Origin of the sequence: Flavobacterium sp., assembly GCF_035292545.1 — a bacterium.
In the GTDB taxonomy this organism is placed as follows: Bacteria; Bacteroidota; Bacteroidia; order Flavobacteriales; family Flavobacteriaceae; genus Flavobacterium.
The window spans coordinates 105,481-120,985 of record NZ_DATDPV010000040.1 but is presented as its reverse complement, the minus strand read 5'-3'; the positions used below and the strand labels follow the sequence as shown (position 1 = coordinate 120,985).

Annotated in this window: 16 protein-coding genes; 8 read left to right on the top strand and 8 right to left on the bottom strand. The window is 34.6% G+C overall.

All coding sequences use genetic code 11. The features are described from left to right. Nucleotides 1-29: 29 nt before the first annotated feature. The 3 genes from VI621_RS07195 to VI621_RS07185 form a co-directional block, all read right to left on the bottom strand. On the bottom strand, nucleotides 30-1,550 hold the full coding sequence (locus tag VI621_RS07195) for a malate:quinone oxidoreductase (RefSeq protein WP_324217748.1): 1,521 nt from the start codon (nucleotides 1,548-1,550) through the stop codon (nucleotides 30-32). 95 nt (nucleotides 1,551-1,645) lie between these two features. Further along, nucleotides 1,646-2,062 carry a Holliday junction resolvase RuvX gene (ruvX, locus tag VI621_RS07190; protein WP_324217698.1) on the bottom strand — a complete coding sequence of 139 codons (417 nt, stop codon included), beginning with the start codon at nucleotides 2,060-2,062 and terminating at the stop codon, nucleotides 1,646-1,648. A gap of 20 nt (nucleotides 2,063-2,082) precedes the next feature. Beyond that, nucleotides 2,083-2,817 (bottom strand): class I SAM-dependent methyltransferase, encoded by a 735-nt coding sequence (locus VI621_RS07185; RefSeq protein ID WP_324217697.1) that lies wholly within the window; start codon nucleotides 2,815-2,817, stop codon nucleotides 2,083-2,085. 311 nt (nucleotides 2,818-3,128) lie between these two features. Between VI621_RS07185 and VI621_RS07180 the strand changes: the two genes are divergently transcribed. Further along, nucleotides 3,129-3,944, top strand: coding sequence for a 2,3,4,5-tetrahydropyridine-2,6-dicarboxylate N-succinyltransferase (locus VI621_RS07180; protein WP_324217696.1), 816 nt, complete (start codon nucleotides 3,129-3,131; stop codon nucleotides 3,942-3,944). Nucleotides 3,945-4,026: 82 nt separating this feature from the next. Here VI621_RS07180 and VI621_RS07175 read toward each other — a convergent pair whose 3' ends face one another. Beyond that, nucleotides 4,027-4,779 (bottom strand): glycosyltransferase family 2 protein, encoded by a 753-nt coding sequence (locus VI621_RS07175; protein ID WP_324217695.1) that lies wholly within the window; start codon nucleotides 4,777-4,779, stop codon nucleotides 4,027-4,029. A gap of 125 nt (nucleotides 4,780-4,904) precedes the next feature. Between VI621_RS07175 and VI621_RS07170 the strand changes: the two genes are divergently transcribed. After that, nucleotides 4,905-5,984 carry a glycosyltransferase family 9 protein gene (locus tag VI621_RS07170; protein ID WP_324217694.1) on the top strand — a complete coding sequence of 360 codons (1,080 nt, stop codon included), beginning with the start codon at nucleotides 4,905-4,907 and terminating at the stop codon, nucleotides 5,982-5,984. Here VI621_RS07170 and VI621_RS07165 read toward each other — a convergent pair. The 3 genes from VI621_RS07165 to VI621_RS07155 are packed head-to-tail and all read right to left on the bottom strand — an operon-like array spanning nucleotide 5,981 to nucleotide 8,467. Then, nucleotides 5,981-6,793 (bottom strand): glycosyltransferase family 2 protein, encoded by an 813-nt coding sequence (locus VI621_RS07165; RefSeq protein ID WP_324217693.1) that lies wholly within the window; start codon nucleotides 6,791-6,793, stop codon nucleotides 5,981-5,983. The two genes, VI621_RS07170 and VI621_RS07165, sit on opposite strands and share 4 nt — an antisense overlap. Nucleotides 6,794-6,835: 42 nt before the next feature. Continuing rightward, the gene (locus VI621_RS07160) at nucleotides 6,836-7,597 is read right to left on the bottom strand and encodes a lipopolysaccharide kinase InaA family protein (protein WP_324217692.1); all 762 of its coding nucleotides are present in this window, start codon (nucleotides 7,595-7,597) and stop codon (nucleotides 6,836-6,838) included. Nucleotides 7,598-7,612: 15 nt separating this feature from the next. Further along, entirely contained in the window at nucleotides 7,613-8,467 is an 855-nt protein-coding gene (locus VI621_RS07155) for a hypothetical protein (protein WP_324217691.1), read from the bottom strand. A 59-nt stretch (nucleotides 8,468-8,526) separates the two neighbouring features. On the opposite strand from VI621_RS07155, the gene VI621_RS07150 reads away from it, so the two are divergent. Together VI621_RS07150 and VI621_RS07145 are read left to right on the top strand one after the other, a co-directional pair. Next, a complete protein-coding gene (locus VI621_RS07150; RefSeq protein WP_324217690.1) occupies nucleotides 8,527-9,324 on the top strand; it encodes a glycosyltransferase family 2 protein in 798 nt (265 codons plus the stop codon). Next, nucleotides 9,321-10,247 carry a glycosyltransferase family 2 protein gene (locus VI621_RS07145; RefSeq protein WP_324217689.1) on the top strand — a complete coding sequence of 309 codons (927 nt, stop codon included), beginning with the start codon at nucleotides 9,321-9,323 and terminating at the stop codon, nucleotides 10,245-10,247. The genes VI621_RS07150 and VI621_RS07145 overlap by 4 nt, the downstream gene beginning before the upstream one ends. Nucleotides 10,248-10,255: 8 nt before the next feature. On the opposite strand, the gene VI621_RS07140 is transcribed toward VI621_RS07145, so the two are convergent. Further along, entirely contained in the window at nucleotides 10,256-11,221 is a 966-nt protein-coding gene (locus tag VI621_RS07140; protein ID WP_324217688.1) for a hypothetical protein, read from the bottom strand. Nucleotides 11,222-11,419: 198 nt separating this feature from the next. On the opposite strand from VI621_RS07140, the gene VI621_RS07135 reads away from it, so the two are divergent. The 4 genes from VI621_RS07135 (at nucleotide 11,420) to VI621_RS07120 (ending at nucleotide 15,399) form a co-directional block, all read left to right on the top strand. Then, a complete protein-coding gene (locus VI621_RS07135; protein WP_324217687.1) occupies nucleotides 11,420-11,980 on the top strand; it encodes an L-threonylcarbamoyladenylate synthase in 561 nt (186 codons plus the stop codon). Between the two features lie 98 nt (nucleotides 11,981-12,078). Then, nucleotides 12,079-13,506 carry a CCA tRNA nucleotidyltransferase gene (locus VI621_RS07130; RefSeq protein ID WP_324217686.1) on the top strand — a complete coding sequence of 476 codons (1,428 nt, stop codon included), beginning with the start codon at nucleotides 12,079-12,081 and terminating at the stop codon, nucleotides 13,504-13,506. A gap of 38 nt (nucleotides 13,507-13,544) precedes the next feature. After that, nucleotides 13,545-14,567 (top strand): COX15/CtaA family protein, encoded by a 1,023-nt coding sequence (locus VI621_RS07125; RefSeq protein WP_324217685.1) that lies wholly within the window; start codon nucleotides 13,545-13,547, stop codon nucleotides 14,565-14,567. A 58-nt stretch (nucleotides 14,568-14,625) separates the two neighbouring features. After that, nucleotides 14,626-15,399 carry a CDP-alcohol phosphatidyltransferase family protein gene (locus VI621_RS07120; protein ID WP_324217684.1) on the top strand — a complete coding sequence of 258 codons (774 nt, stop codon included), beginning with the start codon at nucleotides 14,626-14,628 and terminating at the stop codon, nucleotides 15,397-15,399. Nucleotides 15,400-15,505: the final 106 nt, after the last annotated feature.

Below are 15,505 nucleotides of genomic sequence, written 5' to 3'. Positions count from 1 at the left end.
AATTTATCGGAACGTGAGTTAAAAATATTTTAATTATTTAGATCCAAAACCGCAGCTGTATTTTTTCTGATTTCAGCTAAAAATTTAGGTTTATCATTCAAAGTCTGACCATAAGAAGGAATCATAACCTTTAGTTTTTCCTGCCATTCGGCCGTATCAATTTTGTCTTTGAAACAACGTTTCAATAAATCCAACATAATAGAAACTGAGGTGGATGCTCCTGGCGAAGCACCCAACAAAACCGCCAGCGAACCATCCGCTTTAGTGACTACTTCGGTTCCGAATTCCAAAACACCGCCTCCATTTTCAGATTTTTTAATCACCTGAACCCGTTGTCCGGCCGTTTCCAATTCCCAATCTTTACTGTCAGCATTGGGTACGTATTCCCTAAGTGCTTCCATTCGATCTTCTTGGGATTGTCGCACTTGGTCTATCAAATATTTAGTCAATGGTAAATTATTAAAGCCAGCCGATAACATTGGAATTAAATTGTTCGCTTTTATTGAAAGTGGTAAATCTAAATAGGATCCGTTCTTTAAAAACTTGGTAGAAAAACCGGCATAAGGGCCAAATAATAGGGCTTTCTCACCGTTTATCATTCTGCTGTCAATGTGCGGAACCGACATTGGTGGCGCGCCTACAGAAGCTTTTCCGTAAACTTTCACCTTATGTTTTTCAATAATGGCTTTATTAGTGCATTTGAGCCATTGTCCGCTAACTGGAAATCCTCCAAAACCGTCTCCTTCCGGAATATTGGCTTTTTCTAGCAATGGTAAAGAACCGCCACCGGCACCGATGAAAACGAATTTGGTCCGCATTTTTTTCTTTTTCTCTATGGCTAAATCTGCGATAGAAATGCTCCATTCCCCACTTTCTTTTTGCTTCAGTTTTCGGACTTCGTGATTGAAATGAATGGTTACGCCTTTTTGTTTCATTAGATATTGGAACATATTCCGTGTTAATTCACCGAAATTTACATCCGTTCCGATAGGCATAAACGTTGCCGCTAATTTTGCCAATTTATCTCTACCTTCCATAACCAATGGCATCCAGGAATTGAGCTGATTGAAATCTGTACTGAATTCCATTCTTTCAAAAAGATGATTTTTATGTAGTGCTTCATATCTCTTTTTGAGATAATTGACATTTTCTTCTCCCCATACAAAACTCATGTGTGGGATACTTTCGATGAAATTATTTGGGGAACCAACAAAGTTTTGTTGTACTAAATAGCTCCAAAACTGACGGGATACTTCAAATGATTCGGCGATTTTGATGGCTTTACTGATATCGATGCTTCCGTCTTCGCGTTCAGGAGTATAATTTAATTCGCAAAAAGCAGCATGTCCCGTCCCGGCATTGTTCCAGGCATCGGAACTTTCGGCTGCGGCGCGGTCCAGTCTTTCGTAGATTTCTATTTTTAAATCGGGTTGCAATTGTTTTAGGATTACGCCCAGTGTGGCGCTCATAATTCCTGCGCCTATAAGCACAACATCGGTATGTGGATGAAGCTTTGTATCAGTCATAATGGTGATTTGTGCAGCAAAGATACTTGTAAATTGTGTTATCGTTTTGCTAAATTTTCATACAAAATGTTTTAATCCGAAGTAAATTTAACCCGTCGAAAACGCTCAGAATTAAAATATTAAAACATCTTTCTGGAGAGGTAATCCTGTAACATTATCGTTGCCGAAATTTCGTCGATTAATGCTTTGTTTTGGCGTTGTTTCTTTTTTAATCCGCTGTCAATCATGGATTGGAATGCCATTTTGGAAGTAAAACGCTCGTCCACGCGAATTACTTTCATCTCTGGGAAATGATTTGTAAAATGAGTTACAAAACCTTTTATAATAGAAGCACTTTCTGAGGGCTGTCCATTCATTTGCTTGGGTTCCCCAATCAGGACTGTCTCTACTTTTTCTTTACTGAAATAGTCTTTCAGGAAGTCGATTGCTGTTGCGGATGGGATTGTAGTGAGACCCGATGCAATGATTTGAAATTCATCAGTTACGGCAATTCCGGTGCGTTTTTGTCCGTAGTCTATGGCGAGGATTCTTGGCATTTAATTTTATTTTAAAGGTACTATTTTAATTTTCCGATTCTTAGCAATAGAGGAAAAATCACTTTCTTATCTCCTTTTTGCCATGAAAATTTTAAATCATCATGAATTAAATCAATAGGATTTTGGTTATTTTTGTCAATATAATGTTGCGTTGCAGACCACGTTTGAAGATAACCAATCAACTGCTCAAAACTCCAGACCAATTCATTCTGAAATTTTTCTGTTTTCAATTCTTCAAAAGGAAATGGTATTGTTTTATAGTTTTCGTCCAGATAAATTCGTTCTGCATCCCAATAAGGCCCAACAATTGTATGATAATAATATTGAATTATTTTATCGGAATCCGTATTTGTAGAGAATAATCCATAACCCATCACAACAAAATATCCGTCTGGTTTTAAGATCCGATGGATTTCTTTGTAAAACAAATCGAAATTGAACCAATGAATGGCTTGTGCCACTGTAATTAAGTCAAATTGTTGATCGTTAAAAGTAGTTTTTTCGGCAGATTCCTTTTTATAGATTATGTTATCAGCTTGAATGGCGTATTTGAGTTGATTTTCGCTGATATCTGTAGCATAAACGGTTTCAAAATAAGGAGACAGTTTGTGGGCAACCTGTCCGTTTCCGGTAGCAATGTCAAGTGCAACAGCTTTATTTTTGATAAACGAGACGATATAAGCAATCATACTGTCCGGATATTGCGGACGGAATTTTGAATATTCGGAAGCTTGTTTGGAGAAATTGTCTTTCATCTTAGATTATTATTGAAACTAATGCATTTACAATTTAAAACAAATCTACCAAAATAATTTATCATTAATAAAAATTAGCCCTTACGACGTTACATGTATTAAATTATTTATAAATAAAAATAGAATTAAAATTCTAAAAAACAATCTTTTAGCCCCGATTGAGCCGGTATCCTCGCAGCGTAGCGGAGAGATAAAAGGGAAAGCGGGAAAATGAATCATAAATAAAGACCAAGCAATTCGCTCCTGAAAAACCCTACTTTCTTCTTTTGGCTGTTGTTTAAAAAAGTTATCTTTGTTCAAAATCAAATCTTATGAACGCTTTACAGACCATTATAGAACAAGCTTGGGAAAATCGTGCTTTATTGCAGGAAGAAAAAACGACTTCGGCAATTAGGGAGGTCATCGATTTATTGGATGCAGGTACCTTACGTGTAGCAGAACCTACGGCCGATGGCTGGCAAGTGAACGAATGGGTAAAGAAAGCGGTGGTTTTGTATTTTCCGATTCAGAAAATGGAAACCTTTGAAGTGGGTATTTTTGAATATCATGATAAAATTCCGTTGAAACGCGGATATGCCGAAAAAGGAATTCGAATTGTACCAAATGCAGTAGCGCGTCATGGTGCTTATATCTCGAAAGGCGTGATTTTGATGCCAAGTTATGTGAATATTGGAGCCTATGTTGATGAAGGAACGATGGTCGATACTTGGGCAACCGTGGGAAGCTGTGCACAAATTGGCAAGAATGTCCATTTGAGCGGCGGGGTTGGTATTGGCGGGGTTTTAGAACCTTTGCAAGCGGCTCCGGTGATTATTGAAGATGGTGCTTTTGTTGGTTCGCGTTGTATTGTTGTGGAAGGCGTTCACGTTGGAAAAGAAGCAGTTCTGGGTGCCAATGTATGCTTGACGGCTTCAACCAAAATTATTGATGTTACAGGAGAAAAACCTATTGAAATGAAAGGATTTGTTCCGGCTCGTTCGGTGGTGATTCCTGGAAGTTATACCAAAAAGTTTCCTTCGGGAGAATTTCAGGTGCCATGTGCCTTGATTATCGGAAAACGTAAAGCTTCGACGGATTTGAAGACGTCTTTGAATGACGCTTTGAGAGAATATGATGTGGCAGTTTAATTGCTTTACTAAACTTTAAACAATAAAAAAAATCCTTATCAAACCGATAAGGATTTTTTTATTTATAAGGTTTATCCATCGATTAGGATTTATTTTTCTTTTGGATTTTAAGCAGTTTGGCATATTTCATATAAGAGAAAAAACCTTGAATTATTGAAATTGATAATCCATCGATGCCATTCAAAAAACCTTTTTTTAGGAAAAAACAACGTAAAAAAGCAACTTTCCCATTAAGAATCGGTTTAAAGGAATTGATTCTTTTCCCCTGATCATACAATTGCTGTGCATGCCAACCCGAATATTGATTTTTTTTCGCAATAATTTGATCCAAAGAATCCCAACCGTAATGCAAGATATGCACGGAAACTTTCTTTTCGTTTTGGGTTATGATTTTCTGGTGCACTATGGAATCAGAAGGATGAGCCGTTTTCTTGTTGAAAAAACGAACTTTATGATCGGGATACCAACCCGCAAAATCAATCAGTTTGTCGCCTAAAAAGTTTTTTATCCTGAAACTAAACGCATCATGATCTCCTTCTAAATATTTCTCTTTCAGAATAAACTCTGCGGCGTCTTTGTCCAAAAATTCATCGGCATCCAAATTCAAAATCCAATCATTTTTACAAAAAGGCAATCCGTGAGTTCGTTGTGGACCATCACCTAAAAACGATTGGGAAATAACAATGGCCCCTTTTTCTTTAGCAATTTCAACGGTACGGTCTTTACTTAGTGAATCCACTACAATCACTTCATCACAAACTTTAAAAAGCGCATCGATACACTTTCCTATCATTTTTTCTTCATTAAAAGAAATCACTAAACCGCTAATTGCCATTTTGTATTGAATTTATTGGATGCAAAAATATAACTTTTGTGGCGAATTCTCTCTTATTTCTATTTTGAGTCTTGGGCTTCTTTAAATACTTTGTATTTTAGCACCTTTAAAAAACATCTTAAATAATGAAAATATTAGTCATACAGCAGAAAAGAATCGGAGATGTGTTAACGAGCACTATTTTGTGCAACAACCTCAAAAAATTTTATCCGGATGCTGTAATCGACTACATGTGTTATCCTAATTGTGTGGATGTTTTATTGGAAAACCCTAATATTGATGAAATAATTGTTCTTTCACAGGAAGTTAGAAAATCATATCCAAAATTGTTCAAGTTCATTTTTGGCATCAGAAAAAGAAACTATGATGTGGTGATTGATGCGTACAGTAAACTCGAAACCAATCTAATTACATTGTTTTCCGGAGCTAAATATAAAATCTCTTACGACAAAGGATATTCAAATATGTTTTATAATCATACTGTAAAAAGGATTAAAAACGGGACGAAATCTGAATTAGGATTAGCGATTGACAATCGTTTGATGCTTTTAAAACCACTAATTAAAGAACCAATTACCGATTACAAACCTAAAATATTTTTGACCGAAACTGAAATTGAGGAAGCTAAAAAACTATTGACCAAGTTTGGCATCCAACAAGGAACGAAACCATTAGTAATGTTTGGCATTTTGGGCAGCGAATGGTATAAAACCTATCCTTTGGAAAAAATGGCGAAAATTATTGATTTCACCGTAGAGCAACTCGATGCGGATATCATTTTCAATTATATTCCATCACAAAAAGAAGAAGCGCTGAAAGTCTATAATTTTTGTTCTGAACGAACACAAAAAAATATTCATTTTGAGCTGTATAGCGAAGGATTAAGATCATTTTTGGCTTTACTTTCCCAATGTTCGATATTGATTGGTAATGAAGGCGGTTCGGTAAATATGGCCAAAGCATTATCGGTTCCGACATTTTCGTTATTTTCTCCATCGGTGGATAAAGAAACATGGCAGATTTTTGAGAATGAAAAGGAAAATCTTTCCATTCATTTAAAAGATTTAAAACCGGAAATCTATCAGCAACATGATGAGAAATACATCAAGGAACATACTTTTAAATACTTTGATGAATATCCTTTGGAATTGATTTTAGAAAAACTAAAGCAGTATTTTAAGGATTTGAACTTTTTGAAAAACTAGAGCGAATCTATTCCGTTTTCAATTCTTATAATTTTGTTTTTCTTATTGTAGACTCTGATGGCATTGTTTTTTTGCCAGATTTCATCACTGGAATAGCCTCTTGCATGGTCGAGATGCAGACAAATGGCGCTATACCGAATTTGTTTGGAAAGCAATCCGTAATTGAACAATCGCTCCCCTAATTCCCGGTCTAAACCACCATATTTCATCTCGTGATTAAATCCGTTTATAGCAATTAAATCAATTTTCCAACCAGAAGCATTATGCCCGTTCCACGAGCGTTTCGTTGGCGTAACCCAATTCATAAAGCGTGCAAATAACTTACTTTGGGTGAGTTTACTGCTTTTGAAATTAGTCTTAAATCCTTTGGCTTTTAGCCAAGATAAATTAAAACAATTTTGACTGATTATATCTTCTTCGGAAATAGCTTCAGAAATAGACATGGGTAATTTGAAATAACCTCCAGAAAGAAAATATCCTTTTTCCTTGTATTTCAAATGGGTAGCCACAAAATCCTTTCTCGGAATACAGTCCCCATCGGTAAAAAGAAGATAATCGGAATTGGATTGTAAAATGGCTTTATTCAGGATTTTTGATTTTTGGAAACCATCATCTTCTTGCCAAACGTGAACAATTGGGTATTTGAATTTTGATGCAAAAGTGGTTAATAATTCAAGAGTTGCGGCTGTAGAACCATCATCGGCAATAACAATTTCAAAGTCAGTTTCTGTTTGAACGCTAAATCCAATAAGGACTTTTCGCAACCATTCTTCTGCATTATACGTCGTAATAATTACTGAAACTTTCATTGAAGCTATTGAGAAGTGAAAAATACTGTTTTTTCAGAAATATTACTTCCAAAACTTCAATTTCTTTTTTAATCTTTTCTTTCTGTGAAAACGATACTGAAAATCAGCCGTCATTTTCCAAAGTGTTTCAAAAATCAATTCTTCGGGTTCTCCTGAAAGTTTGGCATATTCATTACTCATAACAGCCACCATTTCTTTATGAGGAGTCAATCGGCAAAGGTTTTTCATCCGAACTTCAAAAGGCATCGATTCATGAAACTGCATGCGGTTTAAATCTACCAAAAAGAATTCGTAGTTTCCGTCAGCCGTTTTTTTAATTAATGTATTTCCTGGCGAATGATCCATGAATTCTATTCCTTTTTGATGTAAAGAATAAGAAAAATGGGTAAACTGACGCAAAATAGTATCGTGATCCGGATAATCCGGGATTTCGACTAATTCTCTGTACGTCAAATCACATTGAAGATGTTCACTCACGTAGTAACTGTCTTTGATTCCAATCAAATCAAAATTTTCAAAATAAGCAATAGGCTCGGGTGTTCCGATTCCATTTTCCAGTAGTTTATTGGCATATTCAAACGACCGTTTTGCTTTTGATTTCCTGAAATATTTATAAGCTATTTTATTTATCAGATTGGGAATCTTGAAGGATTTAATGTTAATCGTTTTTCCCTCGACTTCAAAAAGTCTGATTTTATTTCTTTTGCCATCTCCAAACAAGACTCCTTTAGTCTGGAAATTTTTTATCAAATCCATAACCACTTCTTGGGGAACTAAAGGGTGTTGCTGAAAATTAAACGTCATATTTTTTAAATAAAATTATTTTGAAAAGAAAAACTCCTTAAACTTATTCTGACCTTCTTCTGTTTTTAGATATTTTGGAAACTTATAATCCTCACCCACAATCTCAAACTCCAAATCCCGACCAAATAAATCTTTACCGTTTTCTATTAATTTCAGAATGTTTTTTTCGTCTTTATATTCTTCCGAATTATATTCCGTATGCGCAAATGCTTCCAGCTTTTGTATGATTTTTTTAACACCGCCTATATAGGTAAAATGCCAGCCCGCATTAGGGATAATTTTATAAACTTCTCCCCTTCTTTTAGTTCGCATGATAATCTTACGAATTTTAGACGGGCTTTTTTTCAACAGTTTATAAGGCAATACTGCGGTACAATGCCAAATTCCGTTTTTAGCTTCTTCTTTTGTCATGTTACTTCCTCCGTCAAAAATGAGTTTGTTGTTGAGGAAATACATAAACATATCCATTTTTAGTCCATAGATTTCATGAACCCCCTCAGCTACTCGTTTTTTAATGACACTTGCATTTGGAATTTCATCCAGATCCGAGATTAAAATAATATCATCCGGCTTACAATTTACCAAACCTTTTACAATCGAATCTCTTTGGAAGATTTCTATTTTCCAAGGAGAAAACGGGTTTATTATTGGTATAAATAAGGGATAATTAGTGATTTTTACATGGATAATCTTATCCAGAAATTTAGAAAAACGTTCTTTATTTTCTTCAAAAATAAAAGGTTTTGGGGTATTTTGATGCGTCCTGTCGGCTTCTACCAATACAAATTTATCAACTACATCATTTAATTCATTCAGTCTTATTTCGAGGATGTCTAATTCATTAAAGAAAGGGAAACAATCATAAACCATGGAGAATATTTTTCACAAATATAAAAAATAATATTAACTTGCCTCATTAATCAAAAACCATGGAAAAACTTCCTACTTGTTCCCTGATAACCCCTACTTATAATTGGCCTGAAGCATTAGAATTATTGTTGTTGAGCGTGATGAATCAAACGGTTTTGCCAAACGAAGTAATTATTGCCGATGACGGTTCAGGAAAAGACACAAGGCATCTAATAGAAACTTTTCAAAAGAAATTTCCCGTTCCATTAATTCATATCTGGCATGAAGACATTAAAAACAGAAAGCCAAAAATCATGAACCAAGCCATTGCTGCAGCAAAATATGACTATATTGTTGAGATTGATGGTGATATTATTATGAACAAGCATTTTGTGGAAGACCATCTTACTTTTGCCGAAAAAGGACACTATTTGTTTGGTTCACGAGTAAATATTCAAGAAAAGTTATTGCCCGATTTATTTTCTAAAAAAACCATCCATTTTAATTTCTTTTCAAAAGGCATTAAAAAAAGAGGCCGGACTATCCGAATTCCATTTTTGATGAATTTCGCAAAAAGTGTTGACCAGCGTTCGTCCAAACTTCGGGGTTGCAACATGTCTTTTTGGAGAGAAGATTTCATCAAAATTAATGGTTTCAATGAGTCGTTAGTAGGTTGGGGAATTGATGATTCCGAAATGATTCAGCGACTTCACAACATCGGGATTCGAGGAAAAAGATTAAAAAATGCCGGAATTGCTTATCATATTTATCACAAAGAACAATCCAAAAGCCATCTCGAAATCAATAATGAAATCGAAAGACTTACCACTGAAAAGAAACTGACTTTTATCGAAAAAGGAATCAATCAATACTTATGATGTTTGACATAGCCATTATTTTAATCAATTACAATTCAAGCGAGCACTCTATAAATTGCATTCGTTCTATCATTGAAAAAACCTCCACAAATATTCGTTATCAAATTATTATAACTGATAATTGTTCCGAAAAAGAGGATTATCTAAAGCTAAAATCATTTTGTGATGAAGCTGATTATCATAATTTGGAACTTCACAGAAATCATATCAATTCTGGTTTTGGCGGAGGAAATATGTCTGGAATCAAATTTGCCAATGCCAAGTATCTGGCTTTGGTAAATAACGATACGCTATTTATAAATGATTGTTTATCGATTCTTAAAAACGCCTTAGACCAGAATCCAAACATTGGAATTGCAGGTGCTCAAGCCTTTAAAGAAAATGGGGATTTCATGATTTCACTCGATCATTTTGCTTCACCGACAAGAGAAATCATTGGCAGGAAATTTTTGGAAATCATCAATCCGAAAAAATATCCAAAACGAAAAAAACGGTACACCAATCCACAACAGGTGAATTTTATTCCAGGCAGTTTTATGTTTGTTAGAGCAAAGGATTTTAATGAAGTTGGAGGTTTTGACACTAATATTTTTCTCTATTATGAAGAAACCGATTTGTGCATTCGATTGGCCAATAAGTCAAAGTTTGCCTATTTAATTCCCGAAGCAGAGTTTGTTCATTTTCACGGAGCCAGCACCGAGCGGTCGTTAGCCATCAAAAAAGAATTAAAGATTTCATTGCTTTACATCATTCGGAAACATTATGGCTTTTTTGGACATAAAATCGTTTCCTTATTCCTTATCGTGAAATACTTTTTCAGTAGTATTATTAAACCTAAAAACTGGTCTTTATTTTTTCTGATTTTGAGCGGAGCGCCTTTATCAAAATCATTGAAAACCAAACAGAAAATCGTGAATTTATAATCTGGGTTTTATCCGTCTATAAACACTTTTTTAAATTTTTCCATTACTTTTTCCGGAGCATATTCTTCTGAATACGCATCCCAATTTATAGTATTGTTTGGAGTGAAGTTTTCTATGATATCAATTAATTTCTCCTTGTTTTCATAGATTAATGCTTTATCACCCAATATCTCAATATGTGATTTTTCCTCCGAATTGGCCCAAGTAACCACTGGTTTATTGGAAACCGAGAATTCGCCAACTGCAATTCCAAAACTTTCTCCTTGTTTTCGTGCATGCAAATAGGCATCACACGTATTAATGAACTTTGCTTTATAAACGTCATCAACAGTTGCCGGTAAAAATATAATGTTTTTATAGGGTCTGAAAATGTTTTTGAAAACAAATGAATTAGTCCCTAAAAACAAAAAATAAATATCTTTTCTCTTTCTCGATATCTGTTTCACAATCGATTTTACAAAAGCAAGGTCAAATGTTTTAGCACCGCCATGTCGTCCAAAAACAATCGCATCTTCCGGAATATTCAATTCCTTACGTAAGTTAAAATCACTTTTTTCTACATGTATCATGTGCGGAACAAAAGGCGCTTTTCCACCGCTCATTTCCTGTGAAAGCCATTCAGAAACATAAGCATATACATCGCCGTGCGGTTCATTATATTTAAATACGGTATGAATCGCGGTTTTGCAATTAGAAACTTCAATGCCGTCTTTTTTACCTGCTTTGATAGCATAAAAAAGAGCGGCTTTTTCATCATCAACAATTTTCTCTAAATCTTTTATATCGCTATATCCAATTACTTTAAATCTCTTTTTGAACTGATCAATAGCGGAATCAAAATTTTGCTTATTGTTTTTATTGTATAAAATAACAGATTCATTATTTAAAATTTCTTCATTGAAAAGTGCGTAATTATACACCGCATTTGATGTGCCTCTGTAAGACAATTGATTTTCGTGAAAAATGATTTTCATACTAAAAGAGTTTTGCTAATGGCAAATATAACTCTGTTTTCTCAGATTATTTCGAAATTATATTGAACAAAAAAATACAAATTAGGTGAATCGAAGTCATTTAAATTATTTACAGCTAAGTCTATTTGCCATTATTGTTATCTTTGTTAAAATTTGAACCTTACAAAGCAGAAAATTTTTTATCAATAACAAATTATAATGAATCAAGAAATCCATAACGCTTACGAAGTTATAAAAGAAGGCGGTATTATCCTTTATCCAACGGACACCGTTTGGGGAATCGGTTGCGACGCCACAAACCCGGAAGCCGTTGCCAAAATCTACAAACTCAAGCAAAGAGCCGAAACGCAAAGCATGATTGTTTTGATGAATGGCGAAAAAATGATGTACAACGTTTTTAAAGATATTCCGGAAACAGCTTGGCAAATCATGGATTTATCAGAGAAACCGACGACTTTAATTTTGGACAAACCGCGAAATGTGGCGCCAAATTTAATTGCACCCGATAATACATTGGGAATTCGACTCGTCAAAGAACCTTTCTGTTTTAAATTAATGGAAAAGATGAGAAAACCATTGGTTTCGACCTCAGCAAATATTTCGGGGCAGCCTACTCCAAAAAGTTTCAAAGAAATTAGTCCTGAGATTATAAAAGGTGTGGACTATGTTGTAAATTTGCACCGCGATAAAACTACCTCTAACCCTTCTACAATTATAAAATTGACGAATGATTCGCAGGTAAAAGTAATCCGTAAATAAGTCTTCTACCCCATTGGTCACGAGGAATAAAAATGATTGCCGTTTTTAGATTTCAGTTTTGAAAGAAACTTTAAACTTTAAACTTTAAACAAAAAAGAATGGACATTAAAACTTCCTATAAAGAAGCCTTAAATAATAAAATTTTTGAAGTCATTTCGCAAGCATCGCAAGAACTTAACATAGAAAGTTATGTTATTGGTGGCTTCGTGAGGGATTTGATACTTGGCAGGGATTTCAAAAAAGACATAGATGTTGTAGCTGTAGGTAGCGGAATCGAATTAGCACTAAAAGTTTCAGAATTACTTCCTAAAAAACCAAAAGTTCAGGTTTTCAAAACTTATGGGACGGCTATGTTGCGTTTTGAAGATACCGAAATTGAATTTGTAGGTGCCCGAAAAGAATCCTATCATTTTGAAAGCAGAAATCCGGTTGTAGAAAACGGAACGCTGGAAGACGACCAAAATCGTCGTGATTTTACTATAAATGCGCTTGCTTTATCATTAAATAAAAATAATTTCGGAGCACTTTCCGATCCATTTAATGGATTAGAAGATCTGAAAAACAAAATAATCAGAACACCACTCGATCCGGATATAACTTATTCTGACGATCCTTTGAGGATGATGCGAGCCATCCGTTTTGCCAATCAATTGGGTTTTGAAATTGATAAAAAATCATTAGAATCAATCGAGAAAAATAAAGAGCGAATCAAAATTATTTCCGGAGAACGTATTGTTGATGAATTAAATAAAATCCTTTCAACGGATAAGCCTTCTGTTGGATTTTTACTATTATACAAAACCGGACTTTTAGATATTATTTTACCCGAATTAACCGCTTTAAATGAGGTTGAGGAAATTGAAGGGCAAACCCACAAAAATAATTTTTATCATACGCTGGAAGTAGTCGATAACATTTGTCCAAATACAGATGATGTTTGGTTACGCTGGTCCGCTTTGCTTCATGATATCGGGAAAGCACCAACCAAACGTTTCAATAAGAAACAAGGCTGGACGTTTCACGGACATGAATTTCTTGGCGGAAAAATGGCAAAGAAAATTTTCGAACGTTTGCACATGCCATTAAACCAGAAAATGAAATTTGTGCAAAAAATGGTCGTAATGAGTTCTCGTCCCATCGTTTTGTCGCAAGATACCGTTACAGATTCTGCTGTACGTCGCTTGGTTTTTGATGCCGGCGAAGATGTCGAGAGTTTAATGACTTTGTGCGAAGCAGATATCACGACTAAAAACCCGAATAAATTCAAAAAATACCATCAAAATTTTGAAATCGTTCGCAAGAAAATTGTGGAAGTGGAGGAACGCGATCATGTTCGTAATTTTCAACCGCCGATTTCGGGAGAAGAGATTATGGAAATTTTCAATTTGAAACCTTCCCGTGAAATCGGAATGCTCAAAGAAGCCATTAAAGAAGCGATTCTGGAAGGAGAAATTCCAAATGAGTACGATGCCGCTTATGGATTCATGATGAAAAGAGCAGAGAAATTGGGATTGGAAAAAGTTTAGTCAAGAATTGAAAAGTTATATCACAAATTGCAAGTTCAATGAAAAAAGAGAATAAATCAGTTATTATTTGGTTGTTATCAGGATGCTCATTATTATTTATAATGGTTGTGGTTGGAGGAATTACCCGATTGACGAATTCCGGACTTTCAATGACGGATTGGCATTTGGTTACAGATACTTTTCCGCCTCTAAGTGCTGAAAAATGGTCTGAAGCTTTTGAAGAATATAAAAAGTTTCCAGAATACCAAAAGGTGAATATTCACAACGATTTTACGCTTAGTGATTACAAATTCATTTATTTCTGGGAATGGTTTCACCGCTTTATCGGAAGAATAATCGGTTTAGTATTTATTCTTCCTTTTATCTATTTTCTGATTAAAAAACGCCTTTCGAGAGAAACTATTCAAAAATGTGTTGTTCTATTGGGAATGGGTGCTTTTCAAGGGTTCCTTGGATGGTTTATGGTAAAAAGTGGCTTGATTGACAATCCCGATGTAAGTCATTTTAGACTGTCGTTGCATTTAACTTTTGCTTTTATCACTTTTGCCTATACGCTTTGGGTCGCTTTGGATTTAATGTACCAAAATAAAGTGAACGCCATACTGCCATTACAAAAAATTGCTCGTGTGGCTTTAGTTTTCTTGTTGTTGCAGATTATTTACGGCGGCTTTGTTGCTGGCTTAAATGCAGGTTTAATTCACAACCACTGGCCATTGATGAGCGACGGACAATTTATTCACGACAGTGTTTTTCTGGAACAAAAAAATCTCTTTTTGAGTTTTATTGAAGGCAAAAGCGGCGTTCAATTTATTCATAGAACTTTGGCCTACTTCGTAGTTGCATTGATTGCATTGCTTTATTTCAAAAGCAAAAAATTTACGCTAAACAAAACCCAGTCCAATGGAATTAATCTGCTGCTGATTTTGGTTTTTATTCAGTTTGTTTTAGGTGTTTTTACTTTATTGTACGGCGTTCCGTTATGGTTGGGATTAGCGCATCAAATTGGTGCTTTTTTTCTATTATCAGCTATGACTTTCACTTTGCATCGTTTATCAAAATAATTATTTTACTATATTTACCTCAGACTATATTGTCGCATTTCTTTGTTTATAAACAAAAATGTCTAAACTCGCTGCTCAGGATAAATTCCTGGATTTATCCGATTACGGACGACCAATTGCAAAACTATTTGCCAATCAATTAAAAAATACCCGTTTTACGCCCATTCATGTTACGCTGCTTTTTGGCGTTTCCGGCTTGGTTGCCATCTATTGTATTTTGCAAAATCATTACTTTTTAGCCGCCTTTTTCATCATTTTAAAATCAATTATTGATGCAGCCGATGGTGAACTCGCAAGAATAAAAAACACCCCTTCTTATACTGGAAGATACCTCGATAGTGTTTTTGATATTATACTTAATTTTTTGTTTTTGATGACGATCTGTTATGTTTCAAAAACATCATTTTGGCTCACACTAATTTCCTTTTTTTGCATTCAATTGCAAGGCACTTTATACAATTATTACTATGTGATTTTGAGAAACAAATCAGTGGGTGGAGATTCCACAAGTAAAATATTTGAATACAAATCTCCGAAAGCTTTACCAGGGGAAAGCCAAAAATCGGTCGATATTTTGTTTAGAATTTACACGATTGTTTATGGAACTTTCGACAAAATAATTCATGCTTTAGACAATGATGCTTACAAAGTAAAAACATTTCCAAATTGGTTTATGACCTTCGTTTCCATTTACGGATTGGGCTTCCAATTGATGATTATTGCCATTATGTTACCCATGAATTCAATCGAATATATCGTTCCCTTTTTTATTATTTACAGTATATTTATTTTTGTGATAATAGGAATCAGAAAAGTAACTTTTAAGGCCTAAAGTCGTCATAGAGATAATCTATACTGTATGTTTAAAATTTTAAATATGAATTACTTATACGTATTTATGTGATTTATTAATTTAAGCCACATAGACCTTGATCTAT